Origin of the sequence: Algoriphagus boritolerans DSM 17298 = JCM 18970, from assembly GCF_900108085.1 — a bacterium.
GTDB lineage: Bacteria > Bacteroidota > Bacteroidia > Cytophagales > Cyclobacteriaceae > Algoriphagus > Algoriphagus boritolerans.
In genome coordinates this window covers 1-14,998 of record NZ_FNVR01000029.1, presented here as the reverse complement: position 1 = coordinate 14,998, position 14,998 = coordinate 1, and the positions used below count along the sequence as shown (strand labels likewise).

15 protein-coding genes are annotated in these 14,998 nt (G+C 42.9%); 8 read left to right on the top strand and 7 right to left on the bottom strand.

Going from position 1 to position 14,998, the window contains the following annotated elements; genetic code table 11:
- The first annotated feature begins 343 nt into the window (after positions 1-343).
- Both C4S61_RS17975 and C4S61_RS17970 read left to right on the top strand, forming a co-directional pair.
- Entirely contained in the window at positions 344-1,234 is an 891-nt protein-coding gene (locus C4S61_RS17975) for an alpha/beta fold hydrolase (protein ID WP_103926182.1), read from the top strand.
- A 204-nt stretch (positions 1,235-1,438) separates the two neighbouring features.
- Positions 1,439-2,641 carry an NAD(P)/FAD-dependent oxidoreductase gene (locus C4S61_RS17970; protein WP_103926181.1) on the top strand — a complete coding sequence of 401 codons (1,203 nt, stop codon included), beginning with the start codon at positions 1,439-1,441 and terminating at the stop codon, positions 2,639-2,641.
- Between the two features lie 98 nt (positions 2,642-2,739).
- Here the strand turns inward: C4S61_RS17970 and C4S61_RS17965 are convergent, their stop codons facing one another.
- Together C4S61_RS17965 and vapB are read right to left on the bottom strand one after the other, a co-directional pair.
- Positions 2,740-3,126 carry a type II toxin-antitoxin system VapC family toxin gene (locus C4S61_RS17965; RefSeq protein ID WP_103926180.1) on the bottom strand — a complete coding sequence of 129 codons (387 nt, stop codon included), beginning with the start codon at positions 3,124-3,126 and terminating at the stop codon, positions 2,740-2,742.
- Complete coding sequence (vapB, locus tag C4S61_RS17960) at positions 3,126-3,329, bottom strand: type II toxin-antitoxin system VapB family antitoxin (protein ID WP_103926179.1); 204 nt, start codon at positions 3,327-3,329, stop codon at positions 3,126-3,128. Before vapB ends, C4S61_RS17965 begins: the two co-directional genes overlap by 1 nt.
- Before the next feature lie 672 nt (positions 3,330-4,001).
- Here vapB and C4S61_RS17950 point away from each other — a divergent pair.
- Both C4S61_RS17950 and C4S61_RS17945 read left to right on the top strand, forming a co-directional pair.
- Positions 4,002-4,406 (top strand): helix-turn-helix domain-containing protein, encoded by a 405-nt coding sequence (locus C4S61_RS17950; protein ID WP_103926177.1) that lies wholly within the window; start codon positions 4,002-4,004, stop codon positions 4,404-4,406.
- 130 nt (positions 4,407-4,536) lie between these two features.
- The gene (locus C4S61_RS17945) at positions 4,537-5,121 is read left to right on the top strand and encodes a hypothetical protein (protein WP_103926176.1); all 585 of its coding nucleotides are present in this window, start codon (positions 4,537-4,539) and stop codon (positions 5,119-5,121) included.
- Positions 5,122-5,417: 296 nt separating this feature from the next.
- Here the strand turns inward: C4S61_RS17945 and C4S61_RS17940 are convergent, their stop codons facing one another.
- Both C4S61_RS17940 and C4S61_RS17935 read right to left on the bottom strand, forming a co-directional pair.
- The gene (locus C4S61_RS17940) at positions 5,418-5,966 is read right to left on the bottom strand and encodes a gliding motility protein GldB-related protein (RefSeq protein ID WP_103926175.1); all 549 of its coding nucleotides are present in this window, start codon (positions 5,964-5,966) and stop codon (positions 5,418-5,420) included.
- Between the two features lie 28 nt (positions 5,967-5,994).
- The gene (locus C4S61_RS17935; RefSeq protein WP_103926174.1) at positions 5,995-6,327 is read right to left on the bottom strand and encodes a hypothetical protein; all 333 of its coding nucleotides are present in this window, start codon (positions 6,325-6,327) and stop codon (positions 5,995-5,997) included.
- A gap of 520 nt (positions 6,328-6,847) precedes the next feature.
- Between C4S61_RS17935 and C4S61_RS17930 the strand changes: the two genes are divergently transcribed.
- A complete protein-coding gene (locus tag C4S61_RS17930) occupies positions 6,848-7,813 on the top strand; it encodes a DUF1593 domain-containing protein (protein WP_235010091.1) in 966 nt (321 codons plus the stop codon).
- 90 nt (positions 7,814-7,903) lie between these two features.
- On the top strand, positions 7,904-8,263 hold the full coding sequence (locus C4S61_RS22375; protein ID WP_235010089.1) for a hypothetical protein: 360 nt from the start codon (positions 7,904-7,906) through the stop codon (positions 8,261-8,263).
- A 160-nt stretch (positions 8,264-8,423) separates the two neighbouring features.
- Here C4S61_RS22375 and C4S61_RS17925 read toward each other — a convergent pair whose 3' ends face one another.
- Entirely contained in the window at positions 8,424-9,485 is a 1,062-nt protein-coding gene (locus C4S61_RS17925) for a serine hydrolase domain-containing protein (RefSeq protein WP_200820618.1), read from the bottom strand.
- A 285-nt stretch (positions 9,486-9,770) separates the two neighbouring features.
- Between C4S61_RS17925 and C4S61_RS17920 the strand changes: the two genes are divergently transcribed.
- Positions 9,771-10,388, top strand: a complete 618-nt coding sequence (locus tag C4S61_RS17920) for a Crp/Fnr family transcriptional regulator (RefSeq protein WP_103926173.1) — start codon at positions 9,771-9,773, stop codon at positions 10,386-10,388.
- 46 nt (positions 10,389-10,434) lie between these two features.
- Here the strand turns inward: C4S61_RS17920 and C4S61_RS17915 are convergent, their stop codons facing one another.
- Positions 10,435-11,805 (bottom strand): alkaline phosphatase family protein, encoded by a 1,371-nt coding sequence (locus C4S61_RS17915; RefSeq protein ID WP_103926172.1) that lies wholly within the window; start codon positions 11,803-11,805, stop codon positions 10,435-10,437.
- Between the two features lie 76 nt (positions 11,806-11,881).
- The gene (locus C4S61_RS17910) at positions 11,882-14,671 is read right to left on the bottom strand and encodes an outer membrane beta-barrel protein (protein WP_200820617.1); all 2,790 of its coding nucleotides are present in this window, start codon (positions 14,669-14,671) and stop codon (positions 11,882-11,884) included.
- Positions 14,672-14,823: 152 nt separating this feature from the next.
- Between C4S61_RS17910 and C4S61_RS17905 the strand changes: the two genes are divergently transcribed.
- A partial coding sequence (locus tag C4S61_RS17905) for a DUF4372 domain-containing protein (RefSeq protein ID WP_146064379.1) occupies positions 14,824-14,998 on the top strand: 175 nt, incomplete at its 3' end.

Here is a 14,998-nt window from a genome sequence, read left to right as displayed (position 1 = left end):
TTTCAATTTCAATCAGTGATTCATTTCAATTCACTTAGGCCGAGTACGCTATTTTTGAATTTTGACAAAATCCTCCTTTCTGTCCAAGAAAGAGCATTTTTTTGAAATTAAGTTGTTCTCAAATTCCTTGATTCGGCCTTTTGGGTTTTTTAGTTTTTCAGCAGAGCAAGTTTCAGATCTCCCAGAATTGAGGCGCGTTTCAAATTGATTTGCCCGAATACTTTATTCGGCTTGAATTCTGTGACCAGTCCTGCTGAAAGTTCAGTCTTTCAAAGTTACTAAATGGCGTTCAGGATTTTAAGATCGTGAACTCCCCTCCAAATACAACTTAAACTCACAAACTATGGAAACTGCAAATAAAGGATACAATTTGTCCATCCCTGTCAACAATTTTAACCTTTCCTATGATGACTTGGGGAAAGGGGACATTCCCATTATCTTTCTTCATGGATTTCCTTTTGATAAACAAATGTGGAAAAGCCAACTTGAGTTTTTATCAGATACTTATCGGGTGATCGCCTGTGATGTCAGAGGCTTTGGTAAGTCTTCCGATGAGGAAACGAACCTGAGTATTGATTTATTCGGCAGTGATCTGATCTACTTCATGGATACTTTAGGATTTCAAAGGGCGGTTGTCTGTGGATTGTCCATGGGAGGATATATTGCCTTAAATGCCCAAGCACGATTCCCAGAGCGGTTTGAGGCAATGATTTTGGCGGATACACGGTGCATCTACGATTCCAATGAAGTCAAAGACAAACGAATGGAAGTGATCAAGAAAATCGAAGCGGAAGGGCCAAATGAATTCAATGAAGCGTTTGTGAAAAGTGTTTTTCACAAGGATTCATTAGCAGAAAAGAAAGCATTGGTTCAGGAATTAAAAGATGTGGTCTTTGGGAATTCAGAACGAATCATTACGGAAGGGTTGAGAGCACTTTCGGGACGTTCGGAAACCTGCTCATCGCTGGCTAATGTCGAGATTCCCACCCTTATTATTTGCGGAAAAGAAGATACTGTCACTCCGTTGGATCAATCCAAAACGATGCATGAAGCTATCGAAGGTTCAATGCTTCATATCATCGAAAAAGCGGGGCATGTCTCCAATCTGGAGCAACTAGAGGCGTTCAACAGTATTTTGAAGGAGTTTCTATCCGGACTTCCACTGGATGGATCAGATGAAGAAAGCCCGAAGAAGGCATTGGATTCGGAGTATTATGGACATAAAAGCCAATAAGCATCACCTGCAATTTTTAAAAATTAGCACCTCAAGGAGTTAAGGTTCCTTGAGGTTTTTTTTATAAATAATTTCCTGGCTGTTGTTAGTTTATCTTTGAAACAACCCCAATTGGGAGTTGGGTAAATTGAAAGCTGATTAACTTATCTTTCTCAACCGTCAAACAAATTTTGGTTCTGAAAATCATTTCTAAATAGAAATTAAATGCGCTTAAGAACTTTTGAATCATTCTGGCTGGTAAAAAACGGCATTATTTACAGCTATCCATCGCTGCAGTCGGATTCCAAAACTGAAATTCTGGTAATCGGGGGAGGCATCACCGGGGCTTTGATCAGTCATGCGCTGATGGAAGCGGGGCACCAGGTCATGTTGATCGACCGTCGGGATATTGCCATGGGTAGCAGTTCTGCCACCACCAGCATGCTGCAATATGAAATAGACGTGCCAATGTATCGCCTGAGTGAAATGATCGGTGAAGAGGCAGCGTCAATCTGCTATCAGGCCGGGATTGAGGCGATTTTGGAGATGAAAAAGTTAATTGAAAATACTAAGATCGACTGTGGCTTTGAGATGAAGGAAAGTCTGTACCTCGCTCACTCGAAGAAGGCTTCGGTTTGGCTTAAGCGGGAGTTTGAAATTCGAAACAAATACAAGCTGGGAGTGAAGTGGCTTAGCGCGTCAGAAGTGAAAGCCAAGTACGGGTTGATTTGCCATGGGGCCATTTTGTCCGAAGTAGCTGCAAGTGTGGATGCTTACCGACTGGCTCACGAACTCATCCAACTGAATGTAAAGCGCGGGATGAAGGTCTACGATCAGACGGACATCGATCAGATTGAAACTTCGGGCAAGAACCCCAGGGTGATTCTGAAAACCGGACATAGCATCGAAGCCAAAAAGATCGTGTGCTGTACCGGATTTGAAAGTACCAAGTTGCTCAAAGAAAAAATAGCCGATCTGTTTTACACCTATGCAACGGTCAGCGAGCAGGGAATTAAGCTCAATAAAAACATCCAAAACACCCTGATTTGGAACACCGGTGATCCATACCTCTACATGCGAACGACAGACGACGGACGATTCCTCATTGGCGGAGAGGATTCTTCTGTCAACCTCCAGTTTTTCCAGCAAAAAATCAAAGAGCGAAAAGCGGAAAAGCTCGTAAATAAACTGGAAGAAATCATGCCTGAAGTCAATTTCATCGAGGATTTCAGTTGGGGCGGGACTTTTGGTACGACCAAAGATGGGCTTCCCTACATTGGCAAGAGTCCGGAATTTGAAAACACGCTATTCGTGTTGGGTTTTGGAGGAAATGGAATCACGTTCTCTGTTCAGGGAATGGAGATGATTAAGAACTTTCTCCAGGGAAAAGTTCATAAACTGGCCGAGTATTATCGGTTCGGGCGGTGAGTTTGGGGATAGGAGAAAAGGGAGTAGTGAAGGGGAATTCACACCGCCTCAGTCGAATTTGAAGGCTTGAATAAGTAGATTATATTTAGAAATGTGTTTTAATCCCAAACTAAATTCACCGAGTAATTTTTGAAAATTTTGTCTCTGGAAATCAGTTTTAAATTCTCGGAAATCGCCTGGGCGATAATCAATCTGTCAAACGGGTCATTGTGGTGAGCTGGCAATCTGGATAGTTGAAGGAGGTGGAGGTAGTTTATGGGGATAACCTCAATCTGATTTCTGTCCACAAATTCAAAAAGTTCTTCAAGGGATATTCCCAATTCAAGTTTTTTAATCTGGAGTTTTATGGTGATTTCCCAAAGACTTGCTGCGCTTAAAAAGCAGGATTCATGAATGTCTTTAATGATCATTCTAGAAGATTCAGGTAACTGATTGTCACCTGATACAAACCAAAGAAGGGTATGAGTATCCAATAAATACGCCATCACATATAGTCCTTGAACTCGTCTAGGGGCTCATCAAAATCCGGAGAAAGCTTTATTTTGCCCTTCGCAAATCCAAATTCCCGGGCTTTAAGTTTGGTTTTTGACTTGGATTTTGTTTTGAGAAATTCCACAAAATCCGCAACCTCTGCCCTCATCTCCTTTGGCAAACTGTTGATTTCCAGTTTTAATGTGGTGTCTGTCATAATCTAAATTTAGAGTAATTACGCGATTGATCAAATCAAGATTTGATTTTAAAAATGCTGATTTGGGTATCGAAATAGTTCGAATTGCAAATTCCCAACGAAAGGAAAGTGTAATTGCTCCCGACAGCTGCGGATTACACCCTGCGTCAATTGAACTTCAAAGCTAAAAGAAGAAGATTACTCCGAGTTGAGGAAATAGGTAATGTCATAATTCTACCTTTCTTATTAAAAAGGTATTATTCAGATGGGATTTAAATAGACTCTATATAGGGTTTATATAGGATTAGGTTATATTAACGCTAAATTAACCCTAAATAAACCCTATACTTACCATAAATAAAAATGGCATTTGGAACCAAATATTATCCAGTTTGAATGCGGATTCATCAGACTTGGGATAGCCTCTGGAATCGGAGGTTTATATCCAGGATGGGATTGGGTTGAGTATAGGGAATTCGGGATGGTAGATTTCGATCTGTTGGCGAAAATCGGATTTAAGAGGTCGGAAATCAGCCGCTTGGAAATCGGAATATGACTCAAATCCGACATTTTCCGTCGTGAAAAAATGCGCATTTTCTAAGATGCCTTGCCAGAGTCGCAGAATTGGAATAATTTAGTTTTACGAGCAAGGCAAAAAAGCCTTATTTTTCCAATAGCAAAACCTCAAAGACCATGAACGAAAAGATCCACCACGGCCGGAATATCAAGCGCTTCAGAGAGTTGATGGGCATCAAGCAGGAATCCCTTGCCTTCGAACTCGGTGCTGACTGGTCTCAGAAGAAGATCAGTCTGCTGGAGCAAAAGGAAGAAGTGGAGGAGGAGCTGCTCAGTCAGGTCGGCGAGATATTGCGGATTCCTGTGGAGGCTTTTAAGAATTTTGATGAGGAGCAGGCGATTAATATAATCTCAAATACCTTTGAACATTGTAATCAACCTGCATCTGTTTTCTACAATTCTTCTATCAATCCTTTAGATCAAATAGTTAGACTTCACGAAGAAAAAATCGCTCTTTATGAGCGGATGCTCAAAGAAAAGGATGAAATGATGGCAAGATTGGAAAAGCTGTTTAGTAAATAGCTACTGTATTTTGACCATTTTTTAATATCCAAAAATAGTTTTGGATATTAATAATTAGCAATCATCATTTTGTTTAAAATGATGGAGTGTTTGTTTGAATGCTAAGAAAGTTAGGAGCCAAATTGTAAATATGGATCGATGGAAAGAATTAATTAACTATTTAGATATGAGTGCAGAATGGGTACAAGTTATATTAGCAGGGTTTGCTTTGTATTTGGCTTGGAACTATTTAGGGCAGCATGATGAAAAGGTTCGGGTGGAGTTTCGCTTGCAGCTTATAAAAGATACAATGGCTAATGTTATTAAATTTCAAGATAACTATAATAAAATTTTTCGTGTAGAACCTGAAATCCTAAATTCGAATAAGTTTTTTCTTACTGTAGTAGCAGATGTTGTTCGAGATTACGAAAATAAAATTAGTTATTATCCCGAAGTTGATTCCAAATATTTTGAGATTGATCTCAATGTAAAATTGATAAACTCAAGTGAATTAACACAGGCGCATCAAGTCTACAAATCTACTTTTATTTTATACAAAGAAATATTTGAGAAATTGAAAGAAAGAAAGGTGCAAGGAGAAGATTTGAAAAATTTACTTAAAAAAATACCTTTGAGTCCCTATTCCAAGGATAATGATTTGTCTCTAAAAATGACAGAATCTTATCGAAATCTTATGGATGCCTTATTGTTTGAATTCAATAAAAGACCAATTTAAAATGGTCCTGGACTAAGAATTTATGAAAGGATAGTACTCAGGTCTAGGCCAGCGCTCATTTGGTCACAGATCGAGAAAAGGTAGACTACGCTCAGGTGGGTTTCCCAAAAAGCTTGTGAGAATCATGGCTCTGAAGGAACCAAACCAATCATGACCCTGTACGAAGTGCAGGGTAGTAGTTGAAATTCCTTTGTTATTTATGATCCTTCGGATCTTAGGCTACCAATTCCCAAATATTAGAATCAATTAGAAATATGCTAGATCCCTACTGGCAACGAAGCAGGTAATCAGATTTTTTAATACTTGGATCCATAAGCACTATCCTTCAAAAACTTTTCAAAATCCCTGATTTCGAGCATTTCTTTGATTGCAGATTTTTTATCCACCGCTTGATGGTAATAGCTTTCGCAAATTCGGAAACCGATAAAATATCCAAGATTTCCGGGGTAACCAGTTTCTGGATTGTCGGTATTGAAAAGCCAATCATCGGTATTTTCACCATTCATCTGCGTTTCGAATTGTACCCAAAGTTTTTCTTCATTAGCAACTCCAAAATCGAAAACACGTGGGTCAGTAGGTTGACCGAGAATCAAATGGGTGATAAAATCAGCTGCCCCTTCCATGATAGCCAAATCCAATAAGGTGGATTCAGATGCGTTTTTTTGCTGTAAATGCACATACTCATGTACGATAATGGGTACAGTCTGATCAAAATCGAAAATGATCTTCTGCTCCCATTCAGAAAGCGAATCCAAATTACTATTCGGGTCTTTGCTCAAGTGCTCGGCACCGATCAACATACCTGCCCAGCCATCTGGAGTGCCAACATTGGATAAACTGCCCATCAAAAAATAAATGGGAGGGAAAATGGCTTCAGGGTAGAGTTCCTTTAATTTTTGTTTCTACCCTTAGTTTGGAAGGATCTGATAGCTGCAAGCGGTTTTGGGAGATTCCTTGCATCAACTCCCTGCCTCTGATATCATGGGTTAGAAAAGAAAGTGCTTTGCTGTTGGTAATCGCTTGTGGATCAAATAAACCCAATTGAATGGCCTGATGTAAATCGGCTATTCCCTGAAGAGTGTCGTTGGCTAAAATAGCAGTTCTCGCTTTTGCCAACCAAAAATGGGGCGTGTCTTCCTGTGCAAAACTCAGGTGTGTGAGAGTAACAAAAATCAGGAAAAATGTAAATCTTAGAATCTTCATCATATAGGTGAAGATGGCTAAAGCTGGGTAAGGGTTGCTTGCAAGATTTAAAAAAATAGAAACATGCTCGTTTTTTACCAGTCAGAAGCCTATGGACAATCTATACTTGATCAAAAGCAAAACTGCATTAATTGCACTTGGCAATCTATTCGATTATGAAAGTGTCTCCTAAGATCAATGCTTTGGCATGTCTTCTTTTCAAATTGTAAAGGATGCTATTGGTTTTTCCTTTGAAGTTCCTCCAGACGCTGGGTGAGTTTGCAACTACACCCTAATATTATTTCCAATTTTCAATTGGCTAGAAATGCTTTGATTTATTATTTCGAGCGAATTGCAAATTCGTTTTGATATAAAGGCGTTTTGCAAACTACGCCTAGGCCAGCGTTCAAATGGTCAATGGTCGGCAATTAGATAAAAACACTCAGAAGGGTACTCCCTTTCATTTTTGCTTGATTGTCCTTTTAAGATAGATAGGATTTTCCCCAAAAGACCTAACTTAAATGCTACAATAACCCAATTCTCTATGCGAAATCTCCTAATCTTTCTTTTTTGGATAGCCACTTCGATGGCATTTGCCCAGACCCCACTGACTTTTACAGAACCTGTCAAGCAGCGGGTGTTTGTCTTGACAGACATTACCAATGAGCCTGATGATCAGCAGTCTCTTGTGCGGTTTCTGGTGTATGCTAACGAATATGACATTGAAGGAATCGTAGCCACTACTTCCACCCATCTCAGATACCAAGTCAGACAGGATAAAATCGAGGAACTCATTAAAAACTACGGAAAGGTGAAATCCAATCTTGATAAGCATGCTTCGGGTTTCCCCACTACGGAGGATTTGCTAAGTGTGACGACACAGCATTTGCCGCTTTTCAGCATGGAGGGTGTGGGAGAGGACAAGGATTCACCCGGTTCTGAAATGCTGATCCAAGCTGTGGATCGAGCGGATAAGCGACCGCTTTGGGTTTCTGTGTGGGGTGGCGCCAATTGCCTTGCTCAGGCGCTTTGGAAAGTGAAGGAAATCCGATCGGAAGAAGAATTGAAGAAGTTTGTAGCCACACTTCGGGTTTATACCATTTCTGACCAAGATTTTGCCGGACCATGGATTCGACACAATTTTCCGGGGATCTTTTACATCGTGGATGCAAGTGCGGGAGATAATTGGAAGGAATACTACAAAGCCACTTGGACGGGAATCAGTGGTGATCGCTGGTACAAAAATGCTCCGATGTATGAGTTTGACTTAGTGGATAACCCCTGGCTGATGGCAAATATCCGTGATAACCATGGACCTTTAGGTGCTAATTACATTCCACTCGAATATATAATGGAAGGTGACACTCCGTCCTTTATCGGCTTAATTCAAAATGGGTTGGCCTGGGACCAAAGCCCTGCTTGGGGAGGTTGGGCAGGAAGATATGAACTCTGGAAGTCCTACGGAGAAGTGGACAAAATCTGGACTTCCTCGATCAATACCCAAGATTAAGTAATCCTTCCGGATGGGAGAAAGGAAGCTTCGAATCGAGCGACGATTTGGAGATTTCGGGATGCATTTCAGTATGATTTTGCGGCACGAATGGACTGGAATGTGGCAGATTCTTATGACAAAGCAAACCATAATCCCATTGCCGTGCTGAACGGAAACGAAGGGAAAGCCTGGGCAAGTGCCAAAATCAAAGAAGGTGAAGAAGTGGTTCTTTCATCAAAAGGAAGCAAAGATCCCGATGGAGATCAGATTCAGGTGAAGTGGTGGGTCTATCGGGAAGCGGGGAATTTTATCGGGAATTTGGAGCTTTTTAATCCCTATGGCGAGGAAGTCAAATTTCAGATGCCAAAGCTCGAATCAGGGCAATCACTGCACGTGATCTTGGAAGTGCGAGACTCAGGGACTCCTTCCTTGACCACTTATCGGCGGATCGTATTGACTAATCCTTAATCCGGGTCATTGCCGGAGGGCTTATTCCCTCCATTTTAGCTGCTTAAATACCAATTGACGGTAATTATCGCGCTCATATAGGATTCCGAGTGTGTTTTCATCGATTTTCACCAGATCTGAATAGGCTGTCCAAGCTTGATTTCTACAAGGTATTCCCCCTTCAGCGTATCACGGCATTGATTTTGGTCCAAAGGGCCTCGTCAAAGCCGGAAAGTGCAAAGTTTGGATTCAACGGGTTGGAAGCTTTTCCCATGCGGATGATTACCATTTTTTTACTTGGGATGACGTAGAGGCGCTGATCCTCTGCACCCATTGCCGCATACAGGTCTGCCGGGGCGGCAGGGATCAAAGGTCCGGTAAAGGTGGATTGGCTACCGGGAAGCATGTACCGAGTCTTGCCGTTGAGCCACCAGAGGTAGCCATAGGAAGGGTTGAGATTCTGAGAGCTACCGATGCTTTCAGTGAAAAATTCTTCATCGATCACTTGGTCCTCTTCCCACTTGCCTTTATTCAGGGCAAGTATCCCAAATCTTGCCATGCTCCGTGCCGTGCTGTGGTAGACTTTGAAGATGAGTCCATTGTTCCAAAACCCGTCCATTCCGATTTTATTTTTCAGTTTGGTGTCAAAATAAACGTCGAATAGCCGGCCACTGGCTGCGGAAACGACATCAGTCAGTTTTTGAAAAATATTGTGATAGGACCACCGCGCGCCTGCATCTGCCAAATAAGTGAAATTAGGTTTGATGACCAGTTGACTCTCATCGTTGATGCCCGAGGTCATGGTCAGTAAATGTCTGGATGTGATAAGGCCTTCTTTTTCAAGAGGTAGCAAGGTCCAACCCGTACCAAAGTAGTCGGAAATTGGAGCATGGATATCCAGAATTCCTTCTTGCTGGGCAATGCCAGTAGTAGCAGTCACCAAGGTTTTGCCTGCACTGTTCCATTGCCAGGGAGTTTCGGGGGAATGCCCATCGAAATATTCTTCGAGGACGATCCGCCCGTTGACTAAGATCAGGAAGGATTTGGTGTTTCTGCTTTCCAAGAAATCCAACAGGTCAGGTAGTTTACTTTCATCCCAATTCAAGCTTGAAATCGAGGTCTTTTCCCAATCTGAACCCGAACTAGGTGGAAAATACATAGACTCGTTTGGCCTGGGATCTTCCCCGGTACAGGCTGAAAACACAAAAAGGATCAAGCTTAAAATTGGAAAAATCGTTCTCATGGACGGAATTTTAGTGTTAAGACTCGATTGAAATTATAAGGTTTAAAAATCTGGATTGCGAATATTAAGAATTGCTCGGTACTTCACAGGTTGAGCGTTTGATGCAGCTCGAGTTCCCGATCTATAATTTCAAAGAAATGTAAATAAATCTTTATGAAAAATATAAGAATTAGTTCTTAAAAGGCTGAAAAAGAAGTTACGGGGAATTTAAAATTAACATCCTGTTAAGTTTTATTATCGAATTGATTTCCAGCTAAATATGATCCAAATTCAATAAAAAAAACCATGGACTTTGGCCCTTTTAGTTTTCTGGCAGAGAGGAAGATTGAGGTAAGTGGAAAGCTGCTGGAGACTGTCCAGTTGGAAAAAGGTCATTTGATCTATCAGCCGCCTAATCGGATCACGCCCATCTTTGAGATCGCCTCCGGTGCCGTGAAAATAGGCTCCTACACCCCTGATGGAGAGGAGGTCTGTTATGATATTCTTAGACCGGGTGATTATTTTGGAAATTTCCAGTACCTAAACGGTCAATTTTCCGAGTTTGCCAAGAGTCTAACACCTGTAGAACTTAGGGTGTATGACGTGGATTTTTTCAAGCAATTGGTCACAAATACGCCAACGCTCGCAGGGTGGTTTTTCAAAGTGCTTGTGAGTCGATGGTGTCGGGTGGAAGAGCGACTTTTTGCGATTAGAAGCCTTACTCCTCAGGAGAAAGTGAGAAAGATCCTGCCTTACTTTCAGGTTCAAATTCTGGATGCTTCAGGAAAACGTTTTTCCTTACGTGAGGTGGTGACCCTTCAGGATATTGCAGACCTCACAGGACTTACCCGACAGACTGTTTCCAAAGTGATGCGGGAAGATATCGGGAGAATGACAAAATCTCCCAACGGAATCCTGAATTGAAAAAGCCTAATGAACCGGTAAATTCTGATTCATTAGGCCTTTAGACTTACTTTTTGATCCCGGGGTAAAGGTTACTCTCGGGAAGGTCCATTTTCAGATTTAATAAATAATCGACCACGGCGGCGACATCGACCAATCCCATTTTCTGGATTTCGACATTTTCACGGATTCCCGCTCCCCAGGCAATGAACCCCGTTTCGATTTCTTTGAAATCCGGAAAGTACCCATGCGTGCCACCTTTGGCAGGCTTAAGGACGGAGCCTTGACTCGATGGAGAAAAGGAAATGCCCTGAATCGGAGCCAATGCCAAGGCTGCATTTGGATCCGCGCCTACCTCATTCAATGCGGTGCGATCCAACACCCGAAAGAGTTTCTTTTGGCTTTCAGGAAGAGTCTCCAAAATACGCTTCACTTTTTCAAGGGTGACTTTGTCGTTAGGATCTTTTAAGTGCAGAAATGCCGAAGCTCCACTTGTATGGAACGCTGCTTTCCAATTTCCCCGGTCAGGCTGATTTTCCATCAACCCAGCTTCTACCAGCCATACATTTGGGCTGATCGAACTGTGGATATTCACAAAACCATGATCACCGGTCACAATGAAGGTGGTTTGATCCAGAACTCCCGCACGCTCCGCGGCTTCAATGATTTTACCGATCGCTCGGTCAGTAGCAGCCAGAGACTTTCTGACCATCGGTCCGTCTCTCCCTTCCACATGCTGAAAATGATCTGTGGCAATCAAATGAAGTGTGATCAGATTTGGCTTGTAGGTTTCCAGGATATAACCCGCCATTTCCCCGATTCGGTCTTCCCGATTGAGAAAATCTCCGTTGAAGGTCCGCTCATTCAGCTTTCCCAGTACTTGTTCCTCCATCTCTGCGAGAAGTCCCGATGGGGTTTCCTTCTCCCGCATGGGCTCTATTCCGCCAAAGCCTTCCTCCAAACTCCAAAATTCGGGGAGATTGTAATCAATGGGAGCATTCACAGAAACCGGCCAGATGAAGCTGGCGCTTTTCATACCTGCCGCTTTTACCCCATCCCAAAGCGTCGGAACCTTGATCAATTCACTTTCCCAATACCATCTACCCGTCTGACCGGTAGGCTCAAACGGTGAATTGTAGAAAATTCCGTGATGCAGGGGGGTTCGGCCTGTGATAATGGTCGTGTGAGAAGAATACGTGACAGAAGGGAAAACGCCGGTCACCCCCAAGGATCTGGCACCTGATCGGGCCATTTCCTGAAGGTTTGGTGAGGGCCATTTTTCTTCCAAATAAAAGTCCGGGCGAAAGCCATCGATGGAAATTAAGACTACATGCTGTGCAGGCCGGGATTCCTGAGCATTCGAAACGAAAGGAAGGCAAAGTGCTGTCCAAAGGCCAAGAGTAAGTATCGAGGATTTGATCCTTGATGGATTGTTCATAGTTCTGGTGGTGTTATGTATTGGAAATGAAAATCCGGCAAAACGATGCTTGCCGGATTCTGCTGTTTAGAATAGATTAAAAGAAAACTCTCCCGGAGATCTGAACTTGAAACGGTGTTCCTCCAGGGTTCACTACCCCTACATTTGGATTGACTTCGTAAATGTATTGTCTAGTGACCGGATCAAAGTTTCGAAGGGTCATCAGATTCTGGTTTCCAAGGTTTTTGGAGGTTCCCCATTCCTTGTTGAGCATGTTTGCGACATTGAAAATATCTGCGCCAAGCTCAAATCCGGATTTTCTGTCCTTATTCAGGAAGAATTTTTTGGTCATTCGGATGTCCCAGAAACCGAAGTACCCATTCTCCCCGCCGTTTCTCGCTGCTACTTGTCCCAAGCTATTTTGAAGGTAACTTTTCGCTAAGTTGTCAGGGTTATTTAGGACATTCTGCATAGCTTCTCGCATGGTTTCCGATACGCCTGGAGCATTGGGGTCAAAAACGAATGCCAGGTCATTGCTATTTACAAAGTCACCGTTGACATTTCCATTGACTCTTAAAGAATAGCGCGTTCCACCAATGCCTGAGTACCTAACGCCAACTGTAATACCCTTAAAAGTTGGAAGTGTACCATACATAACTACTTTCTTTCGGAATTGACCGTTTGAATAGCTCATAGTCGAAAGATCCCTAGGATCATCCACTACCATTTGGAAGAGGGTCGCACTGTTAGCGACGTTACCATTGAAGGAAGTATTGTCTTTGGAATCATTCCAAGTGTAGCTGGCTGTGATTTGACCGTCTTTAAAGTACCGGTAAGAAGCATCCACTACAGCCGTGAAGGTGTTGTTTCTTCCCTCGCTGACCAATTCCAACACCCGACCAATTTCAGTGGTCTTTCTTCCTCTTGTCCAATCCGCATTACCATTGGTGGTACTGATCGTTTCAGCCGGGACAAATACGCCTCTATTGCCTTCATTTGCCAATCTGAAATAAGGCTCATCCACCATATTTCGATCCAAGTACATGTAATTGTTTCTGGCTAGGGATGCGATGAAGTTGACGCCTACACGAAGTCTGTTGTTGATGATTTTGTTGTACATCACATTGCCTTTGTAGACCGTAGGTACCTTGAGGTCTTCACTGTTCATATTGATGGTTGTGACTGGAGAGACTCCGGGTAGATTCAGGAGCTCAACTCCCGGTGCAGTGGAGGGGTCATTTCTGTAGGATACAAAATCCGGAGTAGGTACTGCAGCACCTGTTATGTCTACAGCTACGATTTTGGTGCCGTCAAACTGAAGGTTGTTTACGTCTGTGTAATTATTCAGAGCAGATCCAAATACACCGGCCCCTATTCTGATTACATCGGTCTGTCGCTCGTTGATATCCCAGGTAAATTGTACTCTGGGTTGAATCTGAAAGCCCCCGGTTTTCACGTCTGTTCCTAGACCCAACTCATCAAAAACTGTCTGATTAAAATTGGGGGCATTTTGGTAGGTCGTGTAGTCACCTCTCAGTCCCAAAATCAAACTCATACCGCTACCTAAGTCAGAATCAGCTTGCGCGTAAATTCCACCACCAAAGATGTTTTGCTTCACCGTAGGGTCTACCACCGCAACTTCTCTTGCGTAGCGAAAAGGACGGAGGTTGTCGAAGTTGTCCAGGCCGGTAAAGAAAAATCTACCATTGAACTCACTGGTGGCGAGTGAAGTCAACTTATTCAACAATAAATCTGCTCCGAAGGTGTAATTGGTCTTGCCTTTATTGTAATAAAGATTGTTGACCAACTGGTACACGTGGGATTCAAATCGCTCAGGCAAATAGCGCTGACCTCCCAATTGGATGTTAGTGTTTGCAACCCGTCCGTCCAATTCGGATCGAACGTTTTGTACGATTGCTCTGGGAATATTTTCGCTGGGAAGTTGGTTGCTCGGACGGCCGTCGTCCAATACGTAGAGGTACTGAAGTTTGACTTCGTTAGTCAGGTTTGGGGCAAGCACCGTACGAAGCGAAGCCATCAGACTGTTTGCTTTTGAGAGGTGGTCGCCATAGACTTCATACAGGTTGATTGAGGTATTGTCATTTACCCCTTGACTATTCAAATCCCAAGAAAAGTTATTTCTGACGGTAAGAAGGTTTGAAGGATTAATCTGATAATCCAATCGTGCAAAAGCGGTGTGAGTGTACCGGAGTTTATCAAAACTGCCTGTCTGCGGCGAATCGGCTACCCCGTACTTTGAGCGGGAGATCTGAAGATATCGGTCAAGAGATTCACGAGAAATATTGAATCTCGCTTCGTCTTGTGGGGTTTGGATGTCCGCAATGAACAAAGGCTGTGCATCCCGCTGTCCATCGTAAGCGATGAAGTAATGAAGTTTATCCTTGATGATAGGCCCACCAAGGGTTACACCGTATTGTTGGATGGCAAATTCATTGTTTCGCAGATTGCCTCGGATGTCGTATTTACTGGCCAACCAATCGGCACGGTTAAAAAGAAATGCCGAGCCTGAAACTTCATTGGTGCCGGTTTTGGTCACAGCACTGATGATCCCACCACCACTTCTTCCATTGGCTACATCGTAGTCATTTGTCAACACTTCAAACTCCCGAATCGCTTCCATGGAGATCGAAAAAGGGCCTCTGTTGGTTGCTCCACTGGATAGGGGACTCCGGTTGGTCATCCCGTCGATTGTGTAGTTTGTTGATGAAAAAAGCTGTCCCAAAAGGCTGTTCCCGTTTGAAACGGGTGAAAGGTCAACCAGGGAATTGAAGTTTCGTCCATTCACAGGCAAGGTCGACATGTCTCTGGCGGATATAGCCGTGGAACTGCCCAGTCGCTCGATGCTGTTGGCAATGGAATTGGCCATCACACTGACTTCTCCGAGTTCCTGGGTTTGCTCGCTAAGTACGATATCCAGTTTAATGACATTGCCTCAATAGCGTCCTAAATAAAAAATGAGAGGTCCTATTTTTTGACCAAAATAGTTACTTTGGTTTGCACCAAAACCTCAGACCTCTCATGGGTAATATTACGCTGTTTTCTCAGATTATTAAAAAGATTGACCGCCCGATTTTCAAGAAGCTGGTCAAAGAAAAACAAACAGATAAAGGCTGTAAGGGATTCGACAGTTGGACACATTTGGTCTCCATGCTTTTCTGCCATTTTGCCAAGAGTACCTCGGTAAGGGATATTT

Bases quoted from the DNA above. Each gene is read 5' to 3' on its own strand.
- C4S61_RS17975 (WP_103926182.1), top strand. From the start codon at position 344: ATGGAAACTGCAAATAAAGGATACAATTTGTCCATCCCTGTCAACAAT.
- C4S61_RS17970 (WP_103926181.1), top strand. From the start codon at position 1,439: ATGCGCTTAAGAACTTTTGAATCATTCTGGCTGGTAAAAAACGGCATT.
- C4S61_RS17965 (WP_103926180.1), bottom strand. From the start codon at position 3,126: ATGGCGTATTTATTGGATACTCATACCCTTCTTTGGTTTGTATCAGGT.
- vapB (WP_103926179.1), bottom strand. From the start codon at position 3,329: ATGACAGACACCACATTAAAACTGGAAATCAACAGTTTGCCAAAGGAG.
- C4S61_RS17950 (WP_103926177.1), top strand. From the start codon at position 4,002: ATGAACGAAAAGATCCACCACGGCCGGAATATCAAGCGCTTCAGAGAG.
- C4S61_RS17945 (WP_103926176.1), top strand. From the start codon at position 4,537: ATGGATCGATGGAAAGAATTAATTAACTATTTAGATATGAGTGCAGAA.
- C4S61_RS17940 (WP_103926175.1), bottom strand. From the start codon at position 5,966: ATGGGCAGTTTATCCAATGTTGGCACTCCAGATGGCTGGGCAGGTATG.
- C4S61_RS17935 (WP_103926174.1), bottom strand. From the start codon at position 6,327: ATGATGAAGATTCTAAGATTTACATTTTTCCTGATTTTTGTTACTCTC.
- C4S61_RS17930 (WP_235010091.1), top strand. From the start codon at position 6,848: ATGCGAAATCTCCTAATCTTTCTTTTTTGGATAGCCACTTCGATGGCA.
- C4S61_RS22375 (WP_235010089.1), top strand. From the start codon at position 7,904: ATGGACTGGAATGTGGCAGATTCTTATGACAAAGCAAACCATAATCCC.
- C4S61_RS17925 (WP_200820618.1), bottom strand. From the start codon at position 9,485: ATGAGAACGATTTTTCCAATTTTAAGCTTGATCCTTTTTGTGTTTTCA.
- C4S61_RS17920 (WP_103926173.1), top strand. From the start codon at position 9,771: ATGGACTTTGGCCCTTTTAGTTTTCTGGCAGAGAGGAAGATTGAGGTA.
- C4S61_RS17915 (WP_103926172.1), bottom strand. From the start codon at position 11,805: ATGAACAATCCATCAAGGATCAAATCCTCGATACTTACTCTTGGCCTT.
- C4S61_RS17910 (WP_200820617.1), bottom strand. From the start codon at position 14,671: ATGGCCAATTCCATTGCCAACAGCATCGAGCGACTGGGCAGTTCCACG.